General features: G+C 74.0%; 30 protein-coding genes. 1 reads left to right on the top strand and 29 read right to left on the bottom strand.

Annotated elements, in window-relative coordinates:
* Window positions 1-4: 4 nt before the first annotated feature.
* From ACN20G_RS16700 to ACN20G_RS16580, 25 genes are all read right to left on the bottom strand, one after another.
* Window positions 5-1,282 carry a tyrosine-type recombinase/integrase gene (locus tag ACN20G_RS16700; RefSeq protein ID WP_424213587.1) on the bottom strand — a complete coding sequence of 426 codons (1,278 nt, stop codon included), beginning with the start codon at window positions 1,280-1,282 and terminating at the stop codon, window positions 5-7.
* A 9-nt stretch (window positions 1,283-1,291) separates the two neighbouring features.
* Entirely contained in the window at window positions 1,292-1,516 is a 225-nt protein-coding gene (locus tag ACN20G_RS16695; protein ID WP_424213586.1) for an excisionase family DNA-binding protein, read from the bottom strand.
* A gap of 429 nt (window positions 1,517-1,945) precedes the next feature.
* Window positions 1,946-3,406 (bottom strand): ATP-binding protein, encoded by a 1,461-nt coding sequence (locus tag ACN20G_RS16690; protein WP_424213585.1) that lies wholly within the window; start codon window positions 3,404-3,406, stop codon window positions 1,946-1,948.
* A 1-nt stretch (window position 3,407) separates the two neighbouring features.
* The gene (locus ACN20G_RS16685; RefSeq protein ID WP_424213584.1) at window positions 3,408-4,238 is read right to left on the bottom strand and encodes a bifunctional DNA primase/polymerase; all 831 of its coding nucleotides are present in this window, start codon (window positions 4,236-4,238) and stop codon (window positions 3,408-3,410) included.
* The gene (locus ACN20G_RS16680) at window positions 4,235-4,405 is read right to left on the bottom strand and encodes a hypothetical protein (RefSeq protein WP_424213583.1); all 171 of its coding nucleotides are present in this window, start codon (window positions 4,403-4,405) and stop codon (window positions 4,235-4,237) included. Before ACN20G_RS16680 ends, ACN20G_RS16685 begins: the two co-directional genes overlap by 4 nt.
* Window positions 4,406-4,437: 32 nt before the next feature.
* A complete protein-coding gene (locus tag ACN20G_RS16675) occupies window positions 4,438-5,154 on the bottom strand; it encodes a DNA methylase (protein WP_424213582.1) in 717 nt (238 codons plus the stop codon).
* An 86-nt stretch (window positions 5,155-5,240) separates the two neighbouring features.
* Window positions 5,241-5,828 carry a hypothetical protein gene (locus tag ACN20G_RS16670; protein WP_424213581.1) on the bottom strand — a complete coding sequence of 196 codons (588 nt, stop codon included), beginning with the start codon at window positions 5,826-5,828 and terminating at the stop codon, window positions 5,241-5,243.
* A gap of 14 nt (window positions 5,829-5,842) precedes the next feature.
* Entirely contained in the window at window positions 5,843-6,013 is a 171-nt protein-coding gene (locus ACN20G_RS16665) for a hypothetical protein (RefSeq protein WP_424213580.1), read from the bottom strand.
* A gap of 16 nt (window positions 6,014-6,029) precedes the next feature.
* Window positions 6,030-6,200: a hypothetical protein gene (locus ACN20G_RS16660; protein ID WP_424213579.1), complete on the bottom strand. Its 171-nt coding sequence runs from the start codon at window positions 6,198-6,200 to the stop codon at window positions 6,030-6,032.
* A gap of 8 nt (window positions 6,201-6,208) precedes the next feature.
* Window positions 6,209-6,364, bottom strand: coding sequence for a hypothetical protein (locus ACN20G_RS16655; protein ID WP_424213578.1), 156 nt, complete (start codon window positions 6,362-6,364; stop codon window positions 6,209-6,211).
* An 8-nt stretch (window positions 6,365-6,372) separates the two neighbouring features.
* Window positions 6,373-6,861: a hypothetical protein gene (locus ACN20G_RS16650; protein WP_424213577.1), complete on the bottom strand. Its 489-nt coding sequence runs from the start codon at window positions 6,859-6,861 to the stop codon at window positions 6,373-6,375.
* A gap of 181 nt (window positions 6,862-7,042) precedes the next feature.
* The gene (gene traB / locus ACN20G_RS16645; protein WP_424213576.1) at window positions 7,043-9,097 is read right to left on the bottom strand and encodes a plasmid transfer protein TraB; all 2,055 of its coding nucleotides are present in this window, start codon (window positions 9,095-9,097) and stop codon (window positions 7,043-7,045) included.
* Between the two features lie 19 nt (window positions 9,098-9,116).
* Window positions 9,117-9,722 carry a plasmid transfer protein TraA gene (gene traA, locus ACN20G_RS16640; RefSeq protein WP_424213575.1) on the bottom strand — a complete coding sequence of 202 codons (606 nt, stop codon included), beginning with the start codon at window positions 9,720-9,722 and terminating at the stop codon, window positions 9,117-9,119.
* The gene (locus tag ACN20G_RS16635; RefSeq protein ID WP_424213574.1) at window positions 9,722-10,159 is read right to left on the bottom strand and encodes a hypothetical protein; all 438 of its coding nucleotides are present in this window, start codon (window positions 10,157-10,159) and stop codon (window positions 9,722-9,724) included. The genes traA and ACN20G_RS16635 overlap by 1 nt, the downstream gene beginning before the upstream one ends.
* Before the next feature lie 165 nt (window positions 10,160-10,324).
* The gene (locus tag ACN20G_RS16630; RefSeq protein ID WP_424213573.1) at window positions 10,325-10,771 is read right to left on the bottom strand and encodes a protein kilB; all 447 of its coding nucleotides are present in this window, start codon (window positions 10,769-10,771) and stop codon (window positions 10,325-10,327) included.
* 19 nt (window positions 10,772-10,790) lie between these two features.
* Complete coding sequence (locus ACN20G_RS16625) at window positions 10,791-10,982, bottom strand: hypothetical protein (protein WP_424213572.1); 192 nt, start codon at window positions 10,980-10,982, stop codon at window positions 10,791-10,793.
* A gap of 15 nt (window positions 10,983-10,997) precedes the next feature.
* Window positions 10,998-11,459 (bottom strand): transcriptional regulator, encoded by a 462-nt coding sequence (locus tag ACN20G_RS16620; protein ID WP_424213571.1) that lies wholly within the window; start codon window positions 11,457-11,459, stop codon window positions 10,998-11,000.
* Entirely contained in the window at window positions 11,459-11,596 is a 138-nt protein-coding gene (locus ACN20G_RS16615) for a hypothetical protein (protein ID WP_424213570.1), read from the bottom strand. The genes ACN20G_RS16620 and ACN20G_RS16615 overlap by 1 nt, the downstream gene beginning before the upstream one ends.
* On the bottom strand, window positions 11,593-11,880 hold the full coding sequence (locus ACN20G_RS16610) for a hypothetical protein (protein WP_424213569.1): 288 nt from the start codon (window positions 11,878-11,880) through the stop codon (window positions 11,593-11,595). The genes ACN20G_RS16615 and ACN20G_RS16610 overlap by 4 nt, the downstream gene beginning before the upstream one ends.
* On the bottom strand, window positions 11,877-12,215 hold the full coding sequence (locus tag ACN20G_RS16605) for an RRQRL motif-containing zinc-binding protein (RefSeq protein WP_424213568.1): 339 nt from the start codon (window positions 12,213-12,215) through the stop codon (window positions 11,877-11,879). Before ACN20G_RS16605 ends, ACN20G_RS16610 begins: the two co-directional genes overlap by 4 nt.
* Complete coding sequence (locus tag ACN20G_RS16600) at window positions 12,212-12,436, bottom strand: hypothetical protein (protein ID WP_424213567.1); 225 nt, start codon at window positions 12,434-12,436, stop codon at window positions 12,212-12,214. Before ACN20G_RS16600 ends, ACN20G_RS16605 begins: the two co-directional genes overlap by 4 nt.
* Before the next feature lie 15 nt (window positions 12,437-12,451).
* A complete protein-coding gene (locus ACN20G_RS16595) occupies window positions 12,452-12,784 on the bottom strand; it encodes a WhiB family transcriptional regulator (protein WP_424213566.1) in 333 nt (110 codons plus the stop codon).
* Window positions 12,781-13,902 (bottom strand): hypothetical protein, encoded by a 1,122-nt coding sequence (locus tag ACN20G_RS16590; protein WP_424213565.1) that lies wholly within the window; start codon window positions 13,900-13,902, stop codon window positions 12,781-12,783. The genes ACN20G_RS16595 and ACN20G_RS16590 overlap by 4 nt, the downstream gene beginning before the upstream one ends.
* Window positions 13,899-14,171 carry a DUF6303 family protein gene (locus ACN20G_RS16585; protein ID WP_424213564.1) on the bottom strand — a complete coding sequence of 91 codons (273 nt, stop codon included), beginning with the start codon at window positions 14,169-14,171 and terminating at the stop codon, window positions 13,899-13,901. The genes ACN20G_RS16590 and ACN20G_RS16585 overlap by 4 nt, the downstream gene beginning before the upstream one ends.
* Window positions 14,168-14,425: a DUF6284 family protein gene (locus ACN20G_RS16580; RefSeq protein WP_424213563.1), complete on the bottom strand. Its 258-nt coding sequence runs from the start codon at window positions 14,423-14,425 to the stop codon at window positions 14,168-14,170. The genes ACN20G_RS16585 and ACN20G_RS16580 overlap by 4 nt, the downstream gene beginning before the upstream one ends.
* A gap of 788 nt (window positions 14,426-15,213) precedes the next feature.
* On the opposite strand from ACN20G_RS16580, the gene ACN20G_RS16575 reads away from it, so the two are divergent.
* Entirely contained in the window at window positions 15,214-16,341 is a 1,128-nt protein-coding gene (locus ACN20G_RS16575; RefSeq protein WP_424213562.1) for a helix-turn-helix domain-containing protein, read from the top strand.
* Here ACN20G_RS16575 and ACN20G_RS16570 read toward each other — a convergent pair.
* From ACN20G_RS16570 to ACN20G_RS16555, 4 genes are all read right to left on the bottom strand, one after another.
* Window positions 16,325-17,101 (bottom strand): NUDIX domain-containing protein, encoded by a 777-nt coding sequence (locus tag ACN20G_RS16570; RefSeq protein ID WP_424213561.1) that lies wholly within the window; start codon window positions 17,099-17,101, stop codon window positions 16,325-16,327. The two genes, ACN20G_RS16575 and ACN20G_RS16570, sit on opposite strands and share 17 nt — an antisense overlap.
* Window positions 17,102-17,698: 597 nt before the next feature.
* Window positions 17,699-19,960 (bottom strand): xanthine dehydrogenase family protein molybdopterin-binding subunit, encoded by a 2,262-nt coding sequence (locus ACN20G_RS16565; protein ID WP_424215541.1) that lies wholly within the window; start codon window positions 19,958-19,960, stop codon window positions 17,699-17,701.
* Between the two features lie 62 nt (window positions 19,961-20,022).
* Window positions 20,023-22,554 (bottom strand): 2Fe-2S iron-sulfur cluster-binding protein, encoded by a 2,532-nt coding sequence (locus ACN20G_RS16560; RefSeq protein ID WP_424213560.1) that lies wholly within the window; start codon window positions 22,552-22,554, stop codon window positions 20,023-20,025.
* Complete coding sequence (locus ACN20G_RS16555; protein WP_424213559.1) at window positions 22,551-23,426, bottom strand: FAD binding domain-containing protein; 876 nt, start codon at window positions 23,424-23,426, stop codon at window positions 22,551-22,553. The genes ACN20G_RS16560 and ACN20G_RS16555 overlap by 4 nt, the downstream gene beginning before the upstream one ends.
* Window positions 23,427-23,585: the final 159 nt, after the last annotated feature.

Below are 23,585 nucleotides of genomic sequence, written 5' to 3'. Positions count from 1 at the left end.
CGTCTCAGTTCGGCGGAACGAGGGCGCCGGCAGCGCCGTCGTCATCGCTCTCCGGGCCCTGCTTGCCCGTCTCCCAAATCAGCCCGTCGACCTGCCGCGCGATGTCCGTCCGCACCGCGTCGACCATGTGCTGGTACCGCGCGGCCATGGCCGTCGTGGACCAGCCCATCAGGCCCATGACGGCCCGCTCGGAGACGCCGAGGATGAGCAGGACCGTGGCGGCGGTGTGCCGGGCGTCGTGCAGCCGGCCGTCCCGAACGCCGGCTGCGGCCAGCAGCTCCTTCCACTCGGCCCAATCACGCCGGTGCGACGGGTTGCGCCCATGCTCGTTCGGGAAGACCAGGCCGTTCTCCTCCCACCGCCCGCCCGCCGCCGCCCGCTCGGATTCTTGGGCGACGCGGTGCGCACGGAGCAGGCTGACCAACTCCTGTGGCAGGCCGACCGCGCGGCGGCCGGCGCGGGACTTGGTCGGGGCCAGCTCCGGGTTCGTGCGGCGCCGGTCCGGGCAGTACCCGGCGGCCTTGCGCCCGCACGGCTCCTCGCACCCGTGGGCATACTGCGGCCGGTGACGACTGCGGCGAACCATGAGGAAGGCCCCTTCACAGTCCACGTCCTCCCACTTCAGGGCCAGTACCTCACCCTGCCGCAGGCCAAGGGCGAGGGCGACGGCCCACCGCGCGGAGTTCCGTCGCTCACCGGCGGCAGCGAGCAGCCGCTGAACCTCCCGGACGTTGTAGGGCTCGACCTCGAAGTCCCCGGTCCTCGGCGGCGTGGCCAGCAGGATCGGGTTCACCCCGATGTGCCCGCGACGCACGGCCTGGTTGAGGGCCGTGCGGAAGGTCCGGTGAATCTGGTGCACGGTCCCGGTCTTGGCGCCGCCCTCCTTCATGCGCCGGTAGAACGTCTCGATGTGCTCCGGCTTCAGCCTGTCGAGCCGGTGGGCACCGAGGGCGGGGATCAGGTGCTTCCGCACCGCGACGCGGTAGCCGACCATCGTGTTGTCGTTCACGGCCAGCGGCGCGATCTCGTCCACCCAGTGGGTCAGCCAGGTCTTCACCGTCCACGCGCGGCCGGCCTTCTTGATGGTCTTGGCGTCCCGGTCCTTCTCCAGCTGGCGAACGGCCGTGGCGACCTCCGCCCGGGTCTTCCGCTCGACGTGCCGCCGGTCGGGACGGCCGTCGTCCCGGGTCCCGACGGTGACCCGACCGTGCCACTTGCCGTCGGCACCCTGGTAGATGGTCGACCGGCCGTTGGGCTGTCGGGTGCGCTTCTTCTCTTCCACGTGATCCTCTCAGGCGGCTTGCGCGGGTCGGTGCGCCGCACGCAGCCGGTCGACGTACTCGTGCACAGCGGCGGCCGGGACCCGGCGGAGCCGTCCGACCGCGATGGCCTCCAGCTCGCCGGTGGCGATGAGGCGGAAGCAGAGCGTTCGGCCGATCCGGAGCCGCCGCGCGGCTTCTTCGACGGTGAGCAGGACGACCGTCGGGTCGTCGGGGGTGGGGAGGGGCGCGTTCATGTCGTGGCTCCTCGCGTGTGTCCGAGGTCGGGATTTCTGCGTCATCGCGTCATCTGCGTCACTTGGGCCTGTGACCTGCGGTTTCGGGTGACAGAGGGGTTCGGCCTGCGTCACCTCGGATGGGGGTGCTGTGTCACCGGGGTGACGCAGATGACGCGGGGTGACGCAGCGGAAGGGGCTCTGCGTCACCCTCTTTCCGCAGGTGGGCCGGGGTGTGGGGGCCGTCGTGACGCAGGTGACGCAGCTTTCTCTACTTAGGAAAAAAGAGGCCCGGTCTTGTGTTGTTGTGCGGGTCTTGAAGAGCTGATTGGGGAGCCGCTTCGCGGCGCGTCCTTCGGGGCGGCTGCGCCGAACAGCAAGAGGAGCACCCGGCCGCGAACGGAGTTGGTGCTCCTTTTGCTTGTGGCCGGACGGCGCCCCGCCGGACGGCTACGGCTGCGGGGCGGGGGTGTCGGGGCGGACGATCTCGATGTAGCGGGCGGCCTTCGTGCGGCCCCAGTCCACGAGGACGCCCCGGGCGGCGAGGGTGGGCTGGAGGCGCTTGAGGCGGTCGGAGAAGACCTTCCCGGTGGTGGGCCAGCCCTTGGGCAGGGACTTGAAGTCCTCCCCGGTGTAGAGCTGGGTCAGGGTCGTCAGCCACTCCGCCGACGACATCCGGGTCGGCTCGCCGGGGGCGAGGCCGGCCGCGTGGGACAGGACGGTCTGGGCGAGGAGGTCGCCTTCGATCACGTCGTCGTTCAGCTCGTCCAGCGCGGTGCGGTAGGCGGCCAGGGCGCCGAGGCCGGTGGCCTGGTCGAGCTGCGCGCACAGGTGCGCGAAGTCCGCCATGCGCAGGTCGGAGGGGATCTGGGCCTGGGCCGCGCGAACCTTGACGGTGAGGTCGAGGATCGAGCCCAGGATCACCGGCAGGGCCTCCTCGAACTCCGCCCACAGCTCGGCCTCGGTCCGGCGGACGGTGGGGCGTTCGAGGCGGAGGGGGAGGAGGCGTTCGGCGAGGTCGGGGCGGATGACGCCCACGTCGATGCCGGTCAGGAGCAGGGGGCGGCGGTAGCGGGAGCGGACCACGTCGCCGTCGGTGAACAGGGCCCGCTTGACGGTCTCGGCGCCGGTGACGATGCAGCACATCAGGTCGGAGAGGTCCGGGGCGAGGTGGGAGAGGTTGTCCAGCGCGGTGACCCATCCGGCCGCGACGGCGGTGATCAGGCTCTCCTCGTCCTTCGGGGCCCGCCGCAGGTCGCCGGTCATTCCCTCGATGACCCGAATCAGCATCCGGCCGCCGGTCGACTTCCCCGCCCCCTGGGGGCCGGTGAGGAACGGCGCGGGGACGGGCACGCTGGGGCCGAGGCAGCCGATGAGCCAGGCGATGGCCAGGCACTCGGTGGCCGGGTCGGCGAAGTTGCACAACCTGAGGAGCAGGTCGATGCCCTTGCCGTCGGTGTCCTTCACCGGCAGCGGGAGTTCGCCGGTGAGCTGGGTGCGGCGCCAGCAGACCTCGACCGGGTCGGGGGTGACGGTCTCCCACCCGGCGGGGTGGATCCGCACCGAGAGGCCGTCGGTGCGGCCGAGGTCGAGCCAGGTCGCGCCGGCGTGGCCGGGGGCGACCCGGATGTGGACGGGCTGCACGTCGTTGCTCATGGCGAGTGCCTCGATCAAGTCCAACGCCTCCTTGATGGCGGTTCCGTTGAAGACGCCCAGGCCGTCGTGGAACAGCCCCACCATCAGCTCTTGGCGGTGGCTGCCGGACGTGCCCTGGGAGCGAATGGGGCGGGCGACGGGGTGGCCGATGCGCTGGGCGAACACGGCGCCGTCGGCGGTGCGGAAGTACCGGAAGTGGGCGCGCGCGTAGTCGGCGATGACCTCGCGCGCCGGGTTCTTCTCCTCCTCGGACACGTCACACCCCCACGGCCGCGTGGGCGTTGGCCCAGGCGATCTCGCAGTGGCGGGGGGACTCGCCCTTGTCCTGGGCGGCGGTGAACAGGCGGCCGATGTGGGCTTCGGTGAGGCAGCCGCACCGGCCGTGGGTGGCCAGCACCGCGAGGAACACGCGGTAGACGGCGGCGTGGATGCCGGTGCGGGCGTCCTTGATGCGCTGCTCGGCCATCGCGATCCCGCGTTCCAGGTAGACCGGGGACCGGTGCGGACACACACCGCCCCCGGCCGGGGCCGCGACGACGACGGCGCGCGGGCGGGGCACCGGGGCGGTGGCGGTGACGAGGGCCCGGACGGCGTCCGGGAGGGGCGCCATGGTGCCGGTGCCGGGGCCGAGCCACCGGGTGTAGACCATGGTGGACTTGATGTCGACGCCGGGCCGGACCGCGTTGCGGGAGGGCATGGCGCCGAGGTAGATCCAGTGCTCGCCCCGCGTGCTCGCCACGACCCGCGTGGGCGGCAGGGCGGTGCGGGCCCACGTGATGGCGTCGGCGTTGTCGAGGTCGACGACGGTGAGGCCGGCGCCGCCGGGGTGGTAGGCGACGGTCGGGGCCCGGTGCCAGGCGGTAGCCCAGGCCGGGGAGGTGATGACGGCCGGGTCGACGGTGGCGGCGGCCCAGCCGTGGCACGGGGCCGGGCACACGCACGGCCCGGGAACGGCCATCGTCGGCCGGCCCCCGCACGCGTTGCCCGTGCAGGTCGGGCAGTTGGCGACGGGCTGCTTGCCCCGGCTCAGCGGCAGCACGGGCACCCCACGCGCGGCCAGGTCCAGGGCGGTGTCGAGGAGCGTCACGCGGCTGCCTCCATGTCGGCGCGGAGCGGGCAGAGGTTCCGGTGGGCGGTGTGGTCGGCGACCAGGGCGATCACCCGGTCGTGGCCGAAGACGGTGACGGACCGGCCGCACTCGCAGGTCGAGCGGGCCGAGGGCTCGGCACCCTGCGGGGCCCGGACGTGGAGCATCCCGACGATCCGACGGGAAGCCGCGGGCCCGCTCACGCGGCTGCCTCGCGGGTAGCGAGCCAGGCCCGGCCGATCCACGCGGTGTACGCGGGCGGGATGGCCTCGGTCAGCTCCTCGCGGCGGTCCGTCCAGGTGATGCCCATGGCGGCCTGCATCTCGGGCACGCTGGCTTTCCCGCCGCCGGCGCCGTAGGCGGCGACGTAGGGGCCCTCGTGCCAGACCCCGTGGCGCCAGCCCCGAACCCGTCCCCGGTGCCTGGGGTGCGCGGGGCGGCCGGTGGTCCAGCGGCCGAGTTCGAAGTTGCGGTGGCGGAGCACGCCGAGGCCGAACATCTCCCCGCACAGGGTGAGATCGCGCCGAAGGGCGGCGCGGCCGTTGGGCTGCTCGATCACGTAGGGCAGGCCCGTCGCGTCCAGCAGCTCACGGACGGCGGGCAGGAGGTCGACGTGCCTACCGCCCCAGCCGGTGGCGGTGTTGGTGCCGGCGGTGAGGGTGCACGCGGCCTGGCACGGCGGGGACGCGTGGATCACGTCGAACTCGCCGATCCGGCCGGTGTCGATCAGGTCGGCGAGGACGGTCAGGGCGTCGCCCCGCACGAGCTCGAACGGGTAGCGCTCGCGCGGCACGATGTCGACGCCGGTCACGGCGAACCCGGCGTCGGCGTAGCCGCGGCCGGCACCCCCGGCGCAGCAGAACAGGTCCAGCAACCGGGGCCGACCCGGTCGCGGACGGGGGACGGTGTGCGTCATGCTGGTCCTCCAGCTCACTAGTTGAGTTGTGGGTAACCAGGCCGGCCCGAAGTCTTTGGCGAGAGTGCGGGCCGGTCTGGGCGGAGCTAGCGGGCCGTGGTGGCCCAGGTGGCGTACTCGATACGGACGTAGCCGCGCGGGTACGCGGTGGCGTGGGCCGGGACGGGAACGACCGAGGTACCGCAGGCGGTGTCCGGGTCGAACCGGCCGTGGGTGGTGTCGTGGTCGAGGAGCTGGCGGGCGGCGTTCTCGGCGGAGTCGACCGCGTTGTCGGCGGACCCGACGAGCAGGTTCTCGTTGAGGGCGATGCGGTCCAGGAGCGCGGCCTTGCGCAGGTAGTACTCGCGCTTGACCGCCGGGTCGTCGGCCAGGAGCACGGTGCGGACCTGCCGGGTGACCCAGCCGATCTCGCGGGTCACGGCCGGCGCGCCCTGGTAGGCGGTCTCGGGAGCGAGCCACACGCCGGGCAGCGCGGACCCGCTCCCCGCGTCCTGGGTGGCGGGCTCGGTGGGGTCGGCGGTGGCGTAGAGCAGGGTCCGGCCGCCCAGGTGGCTCCCCAAGTGGCTCCCCGGGTGGGTCTCGGTCACCTTAAACCCGGGCAGGGCCCCGGCCAGGGTGGTGGTGACGTGGTCGGTGTCGGTCGGGTCGCAGATGACCCGGATCTCGATGCGCATGGTGCGGGTCCTTGTCAGAAGCCGTTGTGGGCGGGGTAGCCGCCGCACGGGTTGTCGGGGCAGGAGCAGCCGGCGCACTCGACGCAGATGTCGTCGTCGCAGTCCTCGCACGCGTCGTGGCCGGGGCAGCGGAAGTCGGTGCACTCGTCGCAGTAGGTGTCGGGCTCGTCGTCGGTGGCGTACATGGGTCTCCTCAGCCGGTCAGAGGGCGGACGACAGCACGTGGATGAAGCGGCCGGGGCAGCCGCTGTCGAGGCCGCCGCTGCACCCCTCGTCGCAGAGCCAGCAGATCTGGCAGATCTCCCCCCAGCACATCTCGCAGTAGACGTGGCCGGGGCAGTTGCGGGTGGTGCACTCGTCGCGGATGTCCACGGGTCTCCTCAGTGGTTCAGGTGGGTGGTGTAGCCGGGGCAGTAGGTGTCGGGGCACAGGCACCCGCCGCACTCGTCGCACAGGTCGTCGTTGCAGCCGGGGCAGAGCAGGTGTCCGTTGCAGTCGGGGCGGCGGCATTCGGTGCAGCCGGCGGCGTCGAACACGTGGCTCCTCAGGGGTGGTGGATGGTGCCCTTCGCGCGGCCGAAGAGGCCGGTGGCGGTGATCGACTGGTGGATGTGGGTGTGGTGGGCGGGCCCGCCGCCGGTCGTTCCCCGGCGGCCGGCGCGCAGGAGGAGGGGGAGGGCGGCGCCGGCTGCGATGAGGGCCACGAGGGCCCAGAGGGCTTCGGCCATGGCGAGGACTCCGGGGGCGGCGTAGGAGATTCCGATTCCGGCCGCGCCGATGCCGCCGCCGACGGTCGGGGCGAGGAGCGCGGTGGTCTTCGCCCACCCCGGGACCCCCGCCGGGACGGGCGTCGGGAGGGTGGTCGGGGCGGGGGTTCCGGGGTGGGTGTAGGCGAGGGTTCGGGTGCCGTCGGGGAGGGTGACGAGGTCGATGCCGGGCGGGATGGTGGGGAGGGTCGGGGGGTGGAGGAGCGGGGTGGGGTGGTGGACGGGGTCGCCGTAGCGGGTGGTGGGCAGTGCGGGGTCGTGGGGCATCTCGGGTGCCCTTTCGGGTGTGGGTCGGGCCCGCGCCGTCGGGGTGCGGCGCGGGCCCGTGGGAAGTGTCAGGACTGGGTGTCAGGCAGTGTCAGGGCGTGGTGTCACGGGTTCTGACGCCCGGGTTTGCCTAGGGGTTTGGGTGTCAGGGCGGCCTGACGGTGTCAGGGGGGGTCAGGTGTCAGGCGGCGGCCGGGGTGGGCACGATCCGCCACCGGCCGGTCTTCGTGGTGGGCGCCAGACGCCCGGCGAGCGCCGCCTCCTTCAGCCGCTCGGACACCCACGGGCGGGAGAGGTTGTGGCGGTCGCACCAGTCGGTGAAGTCCTTCGGGCCGACGACCATCTGACCGCCGTCCTCGAACTCCATGAGGGCGGCGGCGAAGTAGGCGCGGGCCTCCTCGGGGGAGGGCTTGTAGCCGGGGAGGGTGACGAACGGGGTGTCGTCTCCGTCGGCGTGGTCGGGGAGTTCGACGGTGGGGTCGATGTCCGCGTCCTCCGGGTCGACCAGCGGCCCGCCGAATTCCGTTTCCGGCATCTCGTCCTCGTCCTCATCGGTGTCGTGCCCGGCCTCGGCCGGGACGGCGGTGGGGTTGGTGTCGGGGGTGGGGCGGCCGGTGTAGGCGTCGCCAGCGACGGCGCGGGCGGCGTCGGCGGTGACGGGGTCGAGTCGGGCGCCGTGGTGCTGGGCCCACTCGGCCAGGGCAGCCATGTCGTCGGCGGCGTCGGCGGGCATCTGCCACGTCCGGGCCGGAGACGGGTACCGCTCCTCCGGCACACCCGGGGAGACGAGGTAGCAGTAGCCCGGCTTGCGGTTCGTCCACGCCCCCGGGTGCGCGCCGGCGTCGAGGACGGTGTCGGGCAGGGAGAACCCTTCGTCGCGGGGGTCGCAGCCGAGCGCGACCACCGACGGCAGGGATGCCCTTGTGCTGGTGGACATCTGGTCGTAGGAGGGGCGTTGCAGGGAGATGATCAGGGAGACGCCGGCGGAGCGGGCTTCCTGGGCGATGCCGGTGAACACGTCGTCGCCGAGCGCGCGGAGGGTGTTCGCGGCTTCCTCGGCCCAGACCACGAGGTAGATCAGGCCCTTGCAGCCGCAGGGGGTGCCGTCGGGGCGGCACGTGTGGTCGGGGCTGGTCTGCTTCTTCGCGGCTTTCCGGCTCCACTGGCGGTAGTTGTGCTTGCCCAGCCACCGGGTTCGGGCGGGGATCACCGCGCGGACGCCCTCCACCCACAGTTCGGTGGGGGTGCCACCCTCGGCGGCCCAGTCGATGCCGGGCAGCAGAGCCCGGAAGTCCTGGAACATCTTCGGGTCGGACAGCCAGAGGGCCACGTCGGTGCGGGAGAGGATCTCCGTCATCACGTCCAGCGCGAGGTCACCCTTGCCGGAGCCGGTCATGCCCGCGATGAGGAGGTGGGTGGCGTTGCGCTGCTCATCGGGGTCCCCGGGCAACCACAGCTGCAAGGGGGCGCCGTCGTCGTAGCGGCCGATGACCAGCGGGTCCGCGATGGATCCGCCGAGGTTGGAGGGGCCTTCCCAGACGGCGGGGTGCTTGAGCATGTCCTCCGGGACGATGACCAGCTCACCCCTCCGGGCGGAGTCGGCCGAGCCCAGGTAGCGCACAGCCGAGGTCGGCAGATCGAGGGCGGAGGCCAAGCGGGGCAGAGCCTTGCCCACGTCCTCGTTGGTCTGCTCCCCCGGCTCCAACGCGACCTTCGCGGTGACCCGGTTCGGTTCGACCTTCGTCCCGCTGATCTGCGCTTTCGCCAGGCCGATCTTCTCCAGCAGGCCGCCGTCGGAACCGGCCGTCTGCCCTTCGGTGTTGCGGCGCAGGACCTGCCGGATGTTCCAGGACAGGGCCAGCGCCGGCGCGCCCATCAGGTAGAGGTCGCCGAGGGGGCCGGCGGTGGGGCCGGCGAGCGCGGCGGCGGTCGTCCACGCCGACGCGCTCGCCACCGTGATGGCCGAGTGCAGCCGCCGCTGAGCCCCCGTGGGCTTGCCCGCCCACCAGGTGACGCCGGTCAGGGCGACGGAGGCCAGGGTGAGGCCGACCCCGGCCGCCGCCGACTGGCTCCACGGGATCGAGGCGAGCGCGCCGGCCGCGCCGATCCCGCCCGCGGCGAGCCACGGCGGGAGGTAGGGCTTGACCCGGTGCAGGAGGTAGCCGCCGACCCCGGCCGGGGAGGAGCCGCCCTGCAACTGGGCCTCGTACTGCTGCTCAACGGTGCTCTCGGTCATCGCGGGCTCTCCCCTCTGGTCACTGCTGGTCCCAGTTCAAGCGGCGCGGCGGGGTCGGCCGGGCCCGGTGACGGACCCGGCCGATCTCCTCCTCGTACTCGCGCTGGAACATGGCGTAGGTGGCGGCGGCGTTCGTCGCGGCGTCGCGCAGGGCCTCGGCGGAGCGGGCGAGTTTGCGGGCGACGCGGGCGGCCCTGATCCGGGATCCGCCGATCCGCCCGTTCGGGTCCGGGACCGTGGCCAGCACGCCCTTGAGGATCTCGGCACCCATCGCCACCTCGATCGACGCGGTCACCGCGACGGTGCGCAGGTGGTTGCAGTACTCCCGGATCGAGGCGGGGGAGGTGAACTCCGGCGGCGGCAGCAGGGTCTGATGCCCGCCGCCGGCCTGCGCGGAGCTGTTCCCACCGGCCGTGCCCGTCTGGTTGTGGGAGCCGGAGGTGATGTTGATGTTCAACCCCGGGTTGAACGACTTCGAGTTCACTCGGGTCTTGGACTGGGCCCCCGACGCCCCCGCCCCCGGGGCGGTGCGGGGGCGTCGGGGCGGGGCCTGGCGGGGCGGGGGGAAGACCCCGCCGGTCCAGCCGGGCGGCGTGGGGATGTTCGGGCCGGAGGGCGTCGTCATCAGCCGGTCTCCTCAACAGGGGGGATGGACGGGGCGGCGGGAAGAGCGGGGCGCAGCAGCAGCCAGGCGCCCTGTCCGGCGGCGGTCAGGAGCAGCCAGGTCGTGGTGAGGGCGGGGTGGGCTGGGCCGATCCAGATCGCGGCGACCGGCCACCCCGCCGCCAACACCCCGGCGCCAGCCAGGGCACCCCGGCGGCGCAACGCGGAACGTGACCTCGTCGGGCGCTTGACCCACGCCCACCCCCAGGCCGCGAGCGGCACCAGGGCCAGTGGGGCCAGGAACCAGGCCAGGCCGGGGCGTATGAGATGGGTGATCCCGGTGAGCAGCCACAACACGAGGGCCAGGGCGGTCGGAGCCCAGGCGCGGCGGTGGCTCCACACCCACCGGCCCACGGCCCCGGCCGCGCGGGCGGTCAGCGATGGGCGCTGCTGTTCCATGACGATGACCACGGGCGGACCGCCCCGACGGCCACGCTGCCGGGGGATCCTGACGACACCCGGCACAGGCCGGGACTTCGACTTGCCGGAGAACACGGGACCTCCAAGGAGCGGGCCCGCACCGGTGATGTCCGGTGCGGGCCCGCTGGCGAAGAACAGGTGGGGTCAGGCGGCGAAGTGATCGGCGGCGGCGGACACCAGACGATCGGCGGCGGCCAACGCCGCCTCGCGTCGGGCGGTGAGGGTGTCGAGGTCGGCGGAGCCGCGCAGGTGATAGGTCGCGGTCAGGGCCTCGTCGACCTCCCGTGACAAGCCGGGCAGGAGTACCAGCGCGGCCAGCGTGGGGGCCGTGAGAGCCGAGCGGGTGGTGTGGCTCTCCGCGCGGGCCGCCTCCCAGGCCAGGCCCAGCAGACGGGTCTCCTCACGGACCCACATGGCCCGCCGGTGATCTGCCAACGAGGTCGCCAGCGAGGTGAAGGCGGCCAGGGCCTCCGTGCGGCGGGCGACCGAGCGGGCGTCACGGCGTTGGGCGCGTTGGGCGAGGTGGGACAGGAGACCGGAGACGAGCGCTCCGGCGACGGTGCCGACGATCGCGAGCAGGGCGGAACCCATCACATGCTCCTTTGCCTGGTCAGTGGGTCTTCTGGAGTTCGTGGGAGTGGCACAGGACCGGGCCGATCCACAGCGCGATCCCCACCACGCTCCAACGGCCCTCGGTCAGCGGGCCGGGCGGGACCTCGTCCACGATCCGGCCGGTCCTGCCGGCGGCACGCGGGTCGTCCGCGCACGACACGATCAGAACCTTCTCTCCGGCGGAGAACATGCGGAGTCCCTTCGGTCAGGAGCGGGCGGCGATCAGGGCCGCGACCGCTTCGACGGCGTGGTGGGCGGCCTGGTCCATCGCGTAGGAGCCGCGGCCCAGGTGCGCGCCGGTGACCCCGTCGGCGGTGTGGAGGGTGTCGGCGCCGAGGTCGTAGAAGCCCTGCTTCCCGATCGCGGCCGAGAGGCGTTCGAGGGGCCACCGGCGGTCGATGACGTAGTGCGTGGCGCCGGACAGGGCCAGCGCGGCCGCGACCCGGCCGGGACGAAGCCCCAGGCCCAGGAGGCGGTTGCCGAGGGCGAGGGCGGCGCCCTGGGTGGCGACGTAGGTGACGACGTGCCCGGCGAGCGCGGCGTGCCCGGCCCGGCCGGGGGCCGCCTTGCGGCACGCCTGGCCGTGGGTCTGGACCCAGTGGTCGCCGAGGTCGGCGGCGGCGCGGAGCAGGGCGTAGACGGCGCCGTAGCGCGCAGCGGCGGTCATCACACCTCGTCCGCACGCATCTGCTCGCAGTCGTCGCACATCGCGACGTACCACTCCTCGTCATTGACCTCCCAGTCGACGGGGTCCAAGCGGACCTCCACGTCCGAGTCGTCGCTCCCGCAGAACTCGCAGTTCATCGGCCGGTCCTTCCGTGTCGGGTGTGGTCGGTGGCGAGCACCGCCAACTCCCGTGCCTCGGCCCGGGCGACGCCCGTCGTACGGATCCGGACGGGGCAGGTGGGGTCGGGGCAGGTGTGGACGGTGGTGCGGTCGCCGGCCCAGAGGGGGCTCAGCGACCACTCGGCCGCCCCGGCGAGGGCGGCGGCGAGGACGGCGGTGGGCAGGTCGGTCTGGGCCCACATCGTGGCGATGTGACCGGCGCAGGTGCCCACCACCAGCGCGGACAGGATCCGGTTGTTCACGGGCGCTCCTCAGCGGAGTCGTGGCACGGCACGCAGGTGCCGAGTGAGCGAGGGATGCAGTAGCCGCGGTCGATGCCGCAGGCGGGGCAGGTGCGGCGGGCGAGCATCGCGAGCGCGAGCGCACCCCACCGGCGGGCCGTCATCGGACGGACCGGCCGGGCCAGGTCGACGCGGTAGAGGTGCGCGACCAGCGGGTCACGGCCGCGCCGGCGGCGGCGTTCGAGGGTGGCGACCACGTCCTGCCCGCCCGGCCGCAGCCCCAGCTTGCGGAGTTGGCGGCGGGTGGCCAGGCCGGTCGGCGCGCAGCGCCACGGGTAGACGGGCAGGCCGGTCATCGGCGGCGGTTGAACACGGCCCGGCACACGGTGGCGTGCTTGTTGGCGTCGTGGAGGTAGGTGTGGAGCGTGTCTCCCAGTCCGCCGTCGCCGCAGCCGTGGCACTGCCAGGTGTAGTCGATGGTGTCGTCGAGGAGGTCGACGGCGGCGCCGACCTGGTTGACGTAGCGCACCACCAGGTTGGCCGGCGCGGGAGGGGTGGAGCTGTCGGGCAGGTGCATGACGGGAAATCCCCTTCAGGCGGCGGTGGGCGTGTCGAGAGGAGCGGCGTCCGGGAGGTCGGCGGCGCGGGCCTTGCGGAGGGTGCGGAGCTGGCGGACGGAGTACCCGGCCCAGATGCCGTGCCGGGTGTCCTGCCCGAGGGCGGCCTCCAGGCAGAGGGCGCGGACCGGGCAGTAGTCCTTGCACAGCCAGCGCGCGGCGTTCCGTTCGGCGGGCTCGTCGGAGAACCAGAGGTCGGGGTCGGTCTGCGCGCAGATGCCCTGGGTCTGCCAGGCGACGGGGGCGGGGCCCTTGTCGACGGGGCTGATCGGGATCGGTCCGCCGGAGCGGACGAGGTGCAGGGTCACGGGGTGCTCCCCTCGGTACCGGGGTGGGGGTGGGTGAGGGCGGCCCAGGCGGCGCGGAGCCGGGCCTCGGATCCGACGTAGCCGGCGTCGCGGTAGGCGGTGGCGGCGTCGCGGTAGGAGGAGGGCGGGGTGGTGCGGTCGCGCAGGTGGCGAAGGACCGTCACGATCTGTCCGTCGGTGAGCGTCACACCCGGCACGGGCGGCTCCTCACGGTCCAACCACGCCTGATCCTCCACCGTCCACACCATCGGTTCGACCTCGGCGGCGGAGGGTTCGTCGACGGGCGTCACGGCCTCCGTCACGGGGAGCGTGACGGCCGTGTCGACGGCGGGCTGCTCGGGGGCGATTCCGGGTGTGACCTGCGTGTCCTCGGCGTGACGGGCCGTGTCGACCTCTAGGAATCCGGGAAGGTCGGGAGCGGTCGGGGGCAGGGCCGTCACGGCGGTCGTGACGGTGAAATCCGGGAGCGTGACGGGCAGGGCGAACATCGCGGCCAACGCCCCGTCCGCGCCCTCCTGGACGCGGTCGCGTTGGACCGTGACGAGCCGGTCACCCAGGTCCGTGTCGCCCGTGCCGACCCGGCGCGCCAGACGCCACGCGGCCCGCTCCGAGTACCTGCGAAGCTTGGCGTCGGGATGGTTGGCAGCCCGCGCCCAGTGGTAGGCGAGACGGCGGGTCAGGGCGGCGGCGCGGGCCTCGGCGTCGGCGTCACGGCCGGCGGTGTGAACCACGATCCTGCGGGCCAGGAACGCCAAACCCTCGGCGGCGGCCACCATGCCCATCGGGGTGATCGCGTAGATCACGGTCCGGGCCAGGTCCGGGGCCGACATCGCGCCCATCACCGACCCGGCCGCCGGCAGGGCCCACAAGCCGACCCGCACCATCGTCGGGGTGGCCTGGCCCAGCATCGTCACACCGAGCATGAGCAGCGCCAAGACGGCCGTGGCGCCCTCACCGGCGGCGACCGCGCCGAGCGCCGTCCCCTCACTGTAGGCGGCCTTGATGTTGGAGTAGGTGCCGATCCCGCCGGCGGCGCCGACACCCAGCATCGGCACCATCGCTGCGGCCAGTACCACCCACTGCGGCCATCCCAACTTGCGGGGCTCCGGCGCGCTCACCGGCCCGTCCCCTCACCACGAGGGCGGACGGCGAGGACGCCGGTCAGGTCGTTGGGGGGTACGTCGCTCTCGCGCCAGGACCAGCGCTCGGCGCCGGTCGGTTCGAACCCGAGCGCGGTGATCGCGGCCAGGCGCTCCGTGCGGGACGGCCGGACCGTTGCCGACGCGAACCGGTGCTCGGGGACGCCCTCCGGCTGGTCGCAGCCGGGGCCGATGATGTAGATCTCCCAGCGGCCGGTGACGATGGCCAGGTAAGCGCGGTGGCTCATGCCGCACCGCCCAGCACCGCGTTCGCGGCGGCCCGGCGCGCGGCCAGCACACGGCGGTGGGCCCGCCGGACCCGGCGGGCGTCCAACAGGGTCAGCGTCGGGCGGTCCGCCAACGCGATCCGCACGTCCAACAGGTCCACGTCCGCGAGCGGCACCGACTGTTCGGCGTCGATCGCGGCCAGGTCCGCGTCGGTGGGCTCCGGTCCGTAGACCTCCCCCGTAACGGGATCCAGCACCACGTCGATCATCTTCATAGGGGGTGTGCTCCTCTAGTCCAGGAAGCAGGCCCTCGTACAGCGGACCCCGGCGTTGACGCGCCGGGGTCCGCGCTCGTTTCACGAGGGCAGAGCAGGAGATCCGGCTCCCCACACCCCGGCCCGGACACCCCGCAAGAGGGTGGCCGGGCCGGAGAGGCAACCGCCGCAGCAACCGGCTGCGGAACGGGGGTGACTCAGGCGGGCACTCCCCACCGCGCCGGTCCAGCGGCGGCAGGGGCCCACAGTCGTAAGCGACTCATCGGAACCTCCGGGAGGGGGTGGTCCGGGAAGGGGTGGGACTGGGCGTTGATCCGGCGCTGCTCGCCACGAGTGCGGTCCCGTGCTCGTGGGTCTGAGGTCGCAGTTTCAAGGTGTGCCGGATCGTTCTTTAGAGCCGCTGGCGTCGCTCCCATTCGGGTTGTAGGACCCCGGTGTGAAGGGGGCCCACTCTCAGGCGGCTGGTCTCCACTCGCCCCGACCGGCACGGTCACGATCGGGAGTTCTGCGGTGAATCACGCTGTGGAGTTGTTGTTCCCGGGCAGCCCAAAGAAGGGCCCCATCGGCGTGCTTCACCATCCGGCCTTGCGGCCTTCTGGTGCGCACCAGAAGCATGCATCTGGTGCGCACCAGATTGCAACCCCCCTTGAGGGTCGCGTCGTTGGTGACAGGTCGAGGAAATCTCGCGAGAGGGCTGCGCGTGCAGTCACCGGGGGGTTAACCTCGCCGGTGTTAACCAGCTCTGACCTGCGGTAATGGGGTTAGCTCAGTGAGAGGCAGGGAACGCCATGGGCTTACGAGAGGCCCGCACCACCCGCGGTTGGTCTCAGGAACGGCTCATCGCCGAGCTCATCCGGTACGCAGAACAGCGCCGCGTCCCGGTGGCGGCGCGCACCAGCTTGAAGGTCTACGTCTCGGAGTGGGAGAACAACCGGCGCCCCCTGTCGGACAAGTACGCCGCGCTGCTCCGCCCGCTGCTCGGGGTCACGGACGCCGAGTTGCGCGAGCAGCCTGCCGCGCTGGTCCTGCCGACGGTCGACGCCTACGACGACCTGCTCAGCAGGATCGACTCAGCGGCCGGCGTCAGTTCGTCCATGGTGGAGACGTTCTTGGCGCAGACGGAGCTGCTCCGCACGATGGATCGGCGCATGGGCGCGGCCGTGCTGGTCGACCAAATGTCGGGGCACCTGAGCGCCCTCGAAGAGGCCCTGACCTTCACGGTCCTGCCGAGCGCCCGGCGTCCCGTGGCCGAGGCGCTGGCCGGAGCTGCGACGCTCGCGGCCTGGCAGGCTCTCGACTCGGGCTCCGTGGACCGGGCCTGGCGCAACTACGAGCTGGCCAAGCGCGCCGCGCTCGACGCGGACTCCCCCATGTACCTCGCCCACGCGAAGGGCGAGCAGGCGTACGTCCTTCTCGACGCCGGGCGCGGCGCCCTCGGCATCGAACTGATCCGGGACGCCCAGCAGACGCACGCCGATCGTCAGTCGCCGCGGCTCCGGAGCTGGTTGGCAGCAGCAGAGGCCGAGCTGTGTGCGGGTGTGCCCGGGATAGAGGACGAGGCCCGGCAGGCGCTGGACCGGGCCGCGAGCCTTCTGCCGGACGAGGACGAGGCACGGGATCCCGACATGGCCAGCATCTTCCTGAACAGCGGTCATCTCGCTCGCTGGCGGGGCAACGTACTGACCCTGCTCGGGGACTCGGAGGCGATGGGCGCGGTGTACGACGCGCTCGCGGGAGCCGACGCCGAGTTCGTTCGGGCCTCCGCCGGCCAGCACGTCGACCTCGCCCAAGGGCATCTGGCCCGGGGGGAGATCGACGACGCGCGCGTTCAGCTCCAGAAGGCCCGGACGATCACCACACGGACCGGGTCCGTGCGGCACCGGCGGAGGATCGACCTGCTCATCGACCGGCTGTAGAGCGCTCCGCCAAGAGGTGGAGCAAGGCCACGAGGGTGCCCGAGCCCATCAGCTTTCCGTCGGCCATGAGCCGGGGGATGTCGTCCAGAGGGATCCAGGCGACTTCACCGGCTTCCTCGGCGTCGGTCGGGTCCCCGACCTTGACTGCCCCCCGCCCCACAAAGATCTCGTGCGGCGAGTCGACCATTCCGATCATCGGTTGATAGTTGGCGATCCGCTCGACGGAGGCCGGTCGCCACCCCGTTTCCTCTTCGGTCTCACGGACGGCCGTGGTCGCCGGGTCCTCGCCGGCGTCCACGATGCCGCCGGGCAGCTCCCAGCCCCACTGGTTGGGGACGAACCGGTATCGCCACAGCATGAGGACGCGGTCCTGGTCGTCCACCACGGCCGTGACGGCGACGTGGTGCAGGAGGACGACGTGGTGGTCGAAGGGCTCGACGCCGGGGGGCTCCACGTCGACCAGGTCGAGGGTGACCCACCGGTTCTCGTAGATGTGCCGGCGGTTGCCCACGCGCCAGGGTTCGCCCTCGGGAGGCGTCTGGACGGGGCCGCCGCCGAGGACGCGGTAGGAACTGCGGTCGTGGGCCTTGATGAGGCGCTCGGTCGCCAGGCGCTGAAGGACCTGCCGGAGGGCCGTACGGCCGATCTCCAGCTCCGCGCTAAGCGTCCGCTCGGACGGGAGCTTCTCGCCGGGCGCATAGCGGCCGTTCTCGATCCACGAGTGGATCGTCTCGTAGACCCTCTGCGTCTTGGGTCCCATCCTCGGCGCACACTCCCTTGTCGGCGGCATCTGCTCGCCAGGGTAGCGGGGCCCGGTTCGGTGGACGAGAGGGATAGCCGGTGGCACGGGGGGCTCCTCTTGAGTCGGGGCAGGTGCTGAGTGCCTTGAGGTTCTCGCTGGTGTCCGGCAGCGGATCACTCCGCCGGGCCGTAACAGGGGGCCACACCGTAACGTTGCGGTGTGCTCTCTCTGGGGGGGTCGCCCAGGGGTTCCGTCATCGCGCATCGTTCAAATTTGAGCGGTGTCGAACAGTCTCATCGGCGCTTCGGGCCGTTCGAACACCGGCCACGCCCGTCTCAGTTTCCGTCTCATTCACCCCCGACCGCCGCCGTTCGCCGGCGTACGGGCGCGCGGGCCGGGGCCCTCGGTGAACGGTCCTGAACGATGCCGGATCGAGGCCCCCGGGGCGCCCGCAAACCTGCAAAGCGGGATACGCCGGTTCGATTCCGGTCACGGCTTCGAGTGAACGCCCCGTTCGGGACCCCAGGGTCCCGGGCGGGGCGTTCTGCGTTGCCCCGGGGCGCCCGGCCGGCCCCGGCCCGGTCCCGCCGGCCGCCCGCCGCCCGCCGCCCGCCGTCAGGGGGTCTGGGGCGGGAGGGGGGCGACGATGGCCGAGGGGCGGATGGGCAGGCGGTGGACCTTGCGGCCGGTCGCGGCGCGGACGGCGGAGGCGATGGCGGCGGGGGTGGTGACCACGGGCACGGCGCTGGCGGCCTTGGCGCCGAAGGGGGCGACCACGTCGCGTTCCTCGACGAGTTTGACGATCCGCACGGCGGGGGCGTCCAGGGCGGTGGGCAGGGCGTAGCCGGTGAGGTCGGGGTGGCGCAGGACGCCGCCGGTGGAGCGCAGGCTCTCGGTGAGGGCCGCGCCGACGCCCTGGGTGACGCCGGCCTCGATGCGGGCGGCGAGGCGGGCGGGGTTGAGGACGCGGCCGACGTCCTGGGCGACGGCGAGTTCGACGACGCGGGTGGTGCCGAGTTCGATGTCCACGTCGACGACGGCGCGGATCGCGCAGAACGCGAGGCCGACGAAGGCGTCGCCCTGGCCGTTCTCGTCCAGGGGTTCGGTGGGGTGGGGGCGGCACTGGGCGGTGGCCCAGAGTTCCTTGCCGTCGAGGGCCTCGGCGACGGTGGTGGAGAACGCGCCGTCGTAGGAGGTGATGCGGCCGTCGGTGACGCGGAGCAGTTCGATGGACATGCCGAGTTTGGCGGCCATCGGCTGGAGGAGTTGGGTGCGGACCATCTTCGCGGCGCGTTCGACGGCGCCGCCGGAGACCCAGGTGTGCCGGCCGTGGGCGGCGGGGCCGGCGGGCGGCTGGTCGGTGTCGACGGGGGCGCAGTGGACCTCGTCGACGCCGAGGACCTCCTGGACGATCTGGCGGGCGAGGGTGGCGAAGCCCTGGCCGGTGTCGACGGCGGCGCAGATGACGGTGGCGACCCCGTCGACGACCTTGACGGTGGCGGTGGAGACCTCGTCGGTGCCCTCGGCGCCGAGCATGTGGACCATGCCGAGGCCGTAGCCGACGCCGCGTCGGACGGCGGTGGGTTCGCCGGCGCCGGTGGGGCCGCCGGGCAGCAGCCATTCCTCGGTGGGGTCGTCCTTGGGCAGGGCGGGGAGTTCGGTGTCGCGGACGGCGCGCAGGAGTTCGGCGACGGGCGCGGGGCAGGTGACGGTCTGGCCGGTGGGCAGCAGGTCGCCGGTGGCCAGGACGTTGCGCATGCGCAGTTCGGCGCCGTCGAGGCCGAGGGCGGTGGCGAGCTTGTCCATCTGGCCCTCGTAGGCGGCGCAGACCTGGAGGGCGCCCTCGCCGCGCACGTGGCCGGAGGGCGGGTTGTTGGTGCGCACGGCCCAGCCCTCGACGAAGGCGTGCGGGACGACGTAGGGGCCGCAGGCGAAGGCGACGGCGGCGGCGAGGGATTCGGAGGAGGAGTCGGCGTGGGCGCCGGCGTCCATGAGGATCTGGGCCTCGACCTTGACGAGGCGGCCCTCGGCGTCGGCGTGGTGCCGGTAGCGCAGCAGGGTGGGGTGGCGGTGCGGGTGCCCGAGGAAGGACTCCTCGCGGGTGGCGACGAGTTTGACGGGGCAGCCGGTGCGCAGCGCGAGGAGGGCGGGGGGGATCTGGAAGGCGGCGTCCTCGCGGTCGGCGGTGGCGCCGGGCACGCCGGTGACGACGATCTTGACGCGGTCGGGTTCGAGGCCGAGGCAGGCGGCGGCGAGGTCGCGGTCGCCGTGCGGGTCGGTGGAGCCGGTGTGGATCTCGACGCCGCCGTCGGGGCGGGGGACGGCGAGGGTGGCCTCGGCGCCGATGGGCGCGGGGTCCTGGCGGCCGATCCGGTAGACGCCCTCGACGATGACCTCGCCGACGACGTCGGGGTCTCCGTAGCGGAGCGGGATGTGGCGGATGACGTTGCCGTCGGGGTGCAGCGGCGGGGCGCCGAATGCCTGTTCGGGGTCGGTGACGGCGTCGAGGATCTCGTATTCGACGACGATGGCGGCGGCGGCGAGGCGGGCGGTGTCGGGGTGGTCGGCGGCGACGGCGGCGATGGGTTCGCCGTGGTGGCGGACCACGTCGTGGGCGAAGACGGGCCGGTCGGCGACGCGCCGGCCGTGGGTGCCGGCGCCGGGGATGTCGGTGTGGGTGACGACGGCGCGGACGCCGGGCATCTCGCGGGCGCCGGAGGTGTCCACGGACAGGATCCGGGCGTGGGCGTGCGGGGAGCGCAGCACGGCGGCCCACAGCAGGCCCTCGGCCCACAGGTCGGAGGCGTAGGGGAAGGTGCCCTCGGCCTTGGCCCGGGTGTCGACCGGGGGGACGGACTGTCCGATGCCGCGCGGCATCCGGGCCTCCGGGGAGTCGCTCGTGGGGGTGGCCGCGGTGGCCGTGGCGGCGTCGGGCGGGGTCACGCGATGCCTCCGTCGTGCGGCGGGAAGGGCTGCCCGGGCTGCGGGTGGACGCCGCCTTCGCCGGGGGGTGCCTGGTGCGGGATGCGGGCCTCGTCGGCGGCGGCGTCGGCGGCGCGGGCGGTCTCGGCGCGTTCGGCGACGACCTCGCGGACGGCGTTGAGGGCGCCGCTGTAGCCGGAGCAGCGGCAGAGGTTGCCGCAGAGGGCCTGGCGGGTCTCCAGGTCCCCGGGGGCGTGGTTGCCCTCCAGGAGGTCGTGGATGGTCATGGCCATGCCGGGGACGCAGAAGCCGCACTGGACGGCGTCGGAGCGGCACAGGGCGCGTTGCACGTCGGAGAGCTCGCCGTCGGCGGCCAGCCCCTCGACGGTGCGGACCTCGCTGCCGGCGGTGGTGGCGGCGGGCACGAGGCAGGAGTTGACGAGCCGGCCGTCGACCTGCACGGCGCAGGCCCCGCACTCGCCCTGGGAGCAGCCGTCCTTGGCGCCGGCGAGGCCGAGGCGTTCGCGCAGCACGTAGAGGAGGGACTCGCCGATCCAGGCGCCGGTGACGGGCCGGTCGGCGCCGTTGACGCGCAGCACGTAGGAGGCGGTGGGGTGTTCGAGGTGCTCACGGGGGCCGGGGGCCTCGTGGGGCTCGTGGAGGTCGTGGGGCTCCCAGGAGGCGGCGGCCGGCGTCTCGGGCGCGTACGCGGGCTCCTCGGCGGGCGCGAGCGCGGGGAGGTCCTCGGGGACGGGCGGCACGACGGTCAGGCGCACGGCGGGCTCGGGCGCGGTCTCGGCGTCCGGCGCCCGCTCCGGCGCGGTCTCGGCGTCCGGCGCGGTGGCCGCCGCGGACTCGGTGGCCGGCTCCGGCGCGAACGCGGCCTCGTGCGCGTGCTCGTGCTCCCGCGCGGGCTCGTGTTCGTGCGCCGGGGTCGGCTCGGCGGCCGGCTCCAGGGCGGCCTCGGTGGCCTCCGGGGCCTCGGCCGGCTCGGGGGCCGGGTCGGGCAGCAGGGTCAGGCCGTGGCCGAAGGTGTCGCCCGGGGCGAGGGCGCCGGGGTGCGGGTGTCCGGCGGCGGCGTCCGGGCCGGGGCCGGCCTCCGGTCGCGGCGCGGGCTCGCGGGCCGGCGCGGGGGCGGCGCCGGGGATCGGCAGGGTGATGATGCCGAGCCGCTGGGTCGCCTCGTTGACGTGTTCCTCGCGGCTCTCGCGGACCGGGGCGCCCGGCGCCTCCGGCGCGGCCCCCTCGGGCACGCCGACGCCGGGACCGCCCAGGACCCGGCCCCGGTTGGCGCCCGGCGGCGGGCCGGCGGGCGTCTCGGCCGCGCGGGTGGCGGACGGGTCGTGGTCGGGCACGTCGAACTCGGGCCGGTAGGGCAGTCCGTGGCCGCCGAGGCTGCCGCCGCTGCCGCCGAGCGGGTCGGGCCCGTGGCCGGCGGGGGCGAGGCGTCCGCCGTCGCCGAGGGTGGAGCCGGGGCCCTCCTGCGGGGCCCGCGCGTGCGGGTCGGAGGGCTCGGGCCCGTGGCCGGCGGGGGCGAGGCGTTCGCCGTCGCCCAGGGTGGAGCCGGGGCCTTCGTGGGGGGCGGCGGGGGCGTAGGCGCGCACGCCGTCGAACTCGGCGGCGGGCGCCGGGTAGGGGTGCGGTTCGTTCCAGTCGCCGGCCGGGGCCCCGGGGTGTCCTTCCGGGCCCGGCGCGTGCGCCGGCGCTTGGGGCGCGTTCCAGGGTTCGTGGGCCTCGGGGAAGTGCCATTCGGCGGTGCCGGGGCCCTCGCCCGCGTCGTCCGGGACCTCGTGGCGCGCGTCGTGCCGCACCTCGTGCGGCTGCGGCCAGTCGGCGGGGGCCGGGGCGTGGGTCTCGCGGGGCGGGGCGGGGGCGACGGCGGCCTGGCCGACGGGCTCGTCCTCGTCCAGCGGCGGCAGCGGGATCAGGGCGGGGATGGGCGCGCGGGGCACGGCGGGCGCGGGCGCGGCCTGTTCGGGGGCGCCGACGCCGGGTCCGCCGACGCCCGGGCCGCCGAGGCCGGCGACGAGGGAGGGGTCGAGGCCGCCCGCCTGGTCGGCCCAGCCGGTCGGCAGGGTGAAGGTGCCGGTGGCGGTGGGGTCGGTGGTGCCGCCGGAGCCGACGGAGGTGACGGGCACGACCGGGGGCGCGATGGTGGGCGGGGTGTAGCCGTGGCCGGGCGCGGCGAGGGGTTCGCCGAGGCCGGCGGCGTCGAGCATCTCGGGGGTGAGGGCGACGAAGGCGGTGGCGTCGGAGTCGTACTCGCCGCCCTGCGGCACGGGCTGCCAGCCCCACCCGCCCTGCGCCTGTCCCTGGCCCTGCGCCTGGTGGGGCACGCCGTGACCGCCGGTCATGGGGTCGGGCTCGGGGGCCCAACCGCCCCCGTGCGGCTGGTCCCAGCCCTGCTCGTGGGTGCGGTAGGGGTCGCGGCCGTCGTGGCCGTTCTCCCGTTCCCAGTCGTGCTCGCCGGGGCCGGCCTCGTGGCCCGTGCCCCGGCCCTGTCCCCCGTCGCCGTGCCGTGTACCGCTCACGTTCTCGTTTCCGCTCATGAGGTCAGGGCCCTTCCCAGGGCTCGGCGCGCGAGCACGGAGACCGTGCGCCGCAAGTGGATCACCCCGGCCGGGACGGGGTCGCCCTGGTCGGGGACGCAGGCGGCGGCCACGTACTCGCCGAAGGCCGCCAGGGCCTCGGGGGCCAGTCGCCGGTCGCCGTCCCAGTCGATGAGGGAGGCCACCCAGACCTCGGCCTCCACGGGGCGCAGGGGCATGGGGGCGACGGCGCCGATGGCGCAGCGCACGCCCCGGCGCGCGGGGTCGAGGACCAGGCCGACGGAGGCGACGGCGCGTCCGGGCCCGGTGCGCGCGCCCGCCTTGAGGAAGACCTGGGGGGCGTGCAGGAGGGGGACGCGGACGTGGCCGATGAGTTCGCCGGGGCCGATCATCTCGCGGCCGGCGAGGAGGTGGGAGACGGGCGTCTCGCGGCGGGTGCCGCCGGGGCCGGCGATGACGAGGACGGCTTCGAGGGCGGCGAGGACGGGGAGGGTGTCGCCGGTGGGGGCGGCGGAGGCGATGTTGCCGCCGAGGGTGCCGGCGTTGCGGATCTGCGGGGGGCCGGCGGCGCGGGCGGCGGAGGCCAGGCCGGGGATGAGGGCGGCGAAGTCGGGCCGGCCCATCCGGGCGTGGGTGAGTCCGGCGCCGAGGAGGGCGTGCCCGTCCTGGTACTGCCAGCCGCGGATCTCGCTGATGCGGGAGAGTCCGACGAGGCCGGCCGGTCTCATGTGGCCGGCGTTGACGGCGGCCATGAGGTCGGTGCCGCCGGCGACCGGCACGGCGGCGGGCATGGCGGCCAGCGCCGCCACGGCCTCGTCCAGCGTGGTCGGCATGGTCACCGACTGCGCCGACTGCGGTGCGTGCATGGTCAAGCCCGTCTGCCCCTTCCCGATGTCCGGTCCCGGGGTGTCGGCATCCGATCGGTTGTCGACCACCCTGTCGCCTTTCCGCCGTACGGTACGTGCTCAGGGCCCGGACGTGGCAACTCTGGCACATCTTCCGGACCTCCCGACGCGCAGGTCGCCCGCACC

It is taken from the genome of Streptomyces dryopteridis, from assembly GCF_049606955.1.
Taxonomy (GTDB): Bacteria; Actinomycetota; Actinomycetes; order Streptomycetales; family Streptomycetaceae; genus Streptomyces.
The sequence above is the reverse complement of the archived record's forward strand: the minus strand, read 5'-3'. Positions and strand labels throughout refer to the sequence as shown.

Coding starts and splice junctions, on each gene's coding strand:
- ACN20G_RS16695 (WP_424213586.1), bottom strand. CDS start 1,516: ATGAACGCGCCCCTCCCCACCCCCGACGACCCGACGGTCGTCCTGCTC.
- ACN20G_RS16680 (WP_424213583.1), bottom strand. CDS start 4,405: ATGCTCCACGTCCGGGCCCCGCAGGGTGCCGAGCCCTCGGCCCGCTCG.
- ACN20G_RS16675 (WP_424213582.1), bottom strand. CDS start 5,154: ATGACGCACACCGTCCCCCGTCCGCGACCGGGTCGGCCCCGGTTGCTG.
- ACN20G_RS16670 (WP_424213581.1), bottom strand. CDS start 5,828: ATGCGCATCGAGATCCGGGTCATCTGCGACCCGACCGACACCGACCAC.
- ACN20G_RS16665 (WP_424213580.1), bottom strand. CDS start 6,013: ATGTACGCCACCGACGACGAGCCCGACACCTACTGCGACGAGTGCACC.
- ACN20G_RS16650 (WP_424213577.1), bottom strand. CDS start 6,861: ATGCCCCACGACCCCGCACTGCCCACCACCCGCTACGGCGACCCCGTC.
- traB (WP_424213576.1), bottom strand. CDS start 9,097: ATGACCGAGAGCACCGTTGAGCAGCAGTACGAGGCCCAGTTGCAGGGC.
- traA (WP_424213575.1), bottom strand. CDS start 9,722: ATGACGACGCCCTCCGGCCCGAACATCCCCACGCCGCCCGGCTGGACC.
- ACN20G_RS16635 (WP_424213574.1), bottom strand. CDS start 10,159: ATGGAACAGCAGCGCCCATCGCTGACCGCCCGCGCGGCCGGGGCCGTG.
- ACN20G_RS16630 (WP_424213573.1), bottom strand. CDS start 10,771: ATGGGTTCCGCCCTGCTCGCGATCGTCGGCACCGTCGCCGGAGCGCTC.
- ACN20G_RS16625 (WP_424213572.1), bottom strand. CDS start 10,982: ATGTTCTCCGCCGGAGAGAAGGTTCTGATCGTGTCGTGCGCGGACGAC.
- ACN20G_RS16620 (WP_424213571.1), bottom strand. CDS start 11,459: ATGACCGCCGCTGCGCGCTACGGCGCCGTCTACGCCCTGCTCCGCGCC.
- ACN20G_RS16615 (WP_424213570.1), bottom strand. CDS start 11,596: ATGAACTGCGAGTTCTGCGGGAGCGACGACTCGGACGTGGAGGTCCGC.
- ACN20G_RS16605 (WP_424213568.1), bottom strand. CDS start 12,215: ATGACCGGCCTGCCCGTCTACCCGTGGCGCTGCGCGCCGACCGGCCTG.
- ACN20G_RS16600 (WP_424213567.1), bottom strand. CDS start 12,436: ATGCACCTGCCCGACAGCTCCACCCCTCCCGCGCCGGCCAACCTGGTG.
- ACN20G_RS16585 (WP_424213564.1), bottom strand. CDS start 14,171: ATGAGCCACCGCGCTTACCTGGCCATCGTCACCGGCCGCTGGGAGATC.
- ACN20G_RS16580 (WP_424213563.1), bottom strand. CDS start 14,425: ATGAAGATGATCGACGTGGTGCTGGATCCCGTTACGGGGGAGGTCTAC.
- ACN20G_RS16575 (WP_424213562.1), top strand. CDS start 15,214: ATGGGCTTACGAGAGGCCCGCACCACCCGCGGTTGGTCTCAGGAACGG.
- ACN20G_RS16570 (WP_424213561.1), bottom strand. CDS start 17,101: ATGGGACCCAAGACGCAGAGGGTCTACGAGACGATCCACTCGTGGATC.
- ACN20G_RS16565 (WP_424215541.1), bottom strand. CDS start 19,960: ATGCCGCGCGGCATCGGACAGTCCGTCCCCCCGGTCGACACCCGGGCC.
- ACN20G_RS16560 (WP_424213560.1), bottom strand. CDS start 22,554: ATGAGCGGAAACGAGAACGTGAGCGGTACACGGCACGGCGACGGGGGA.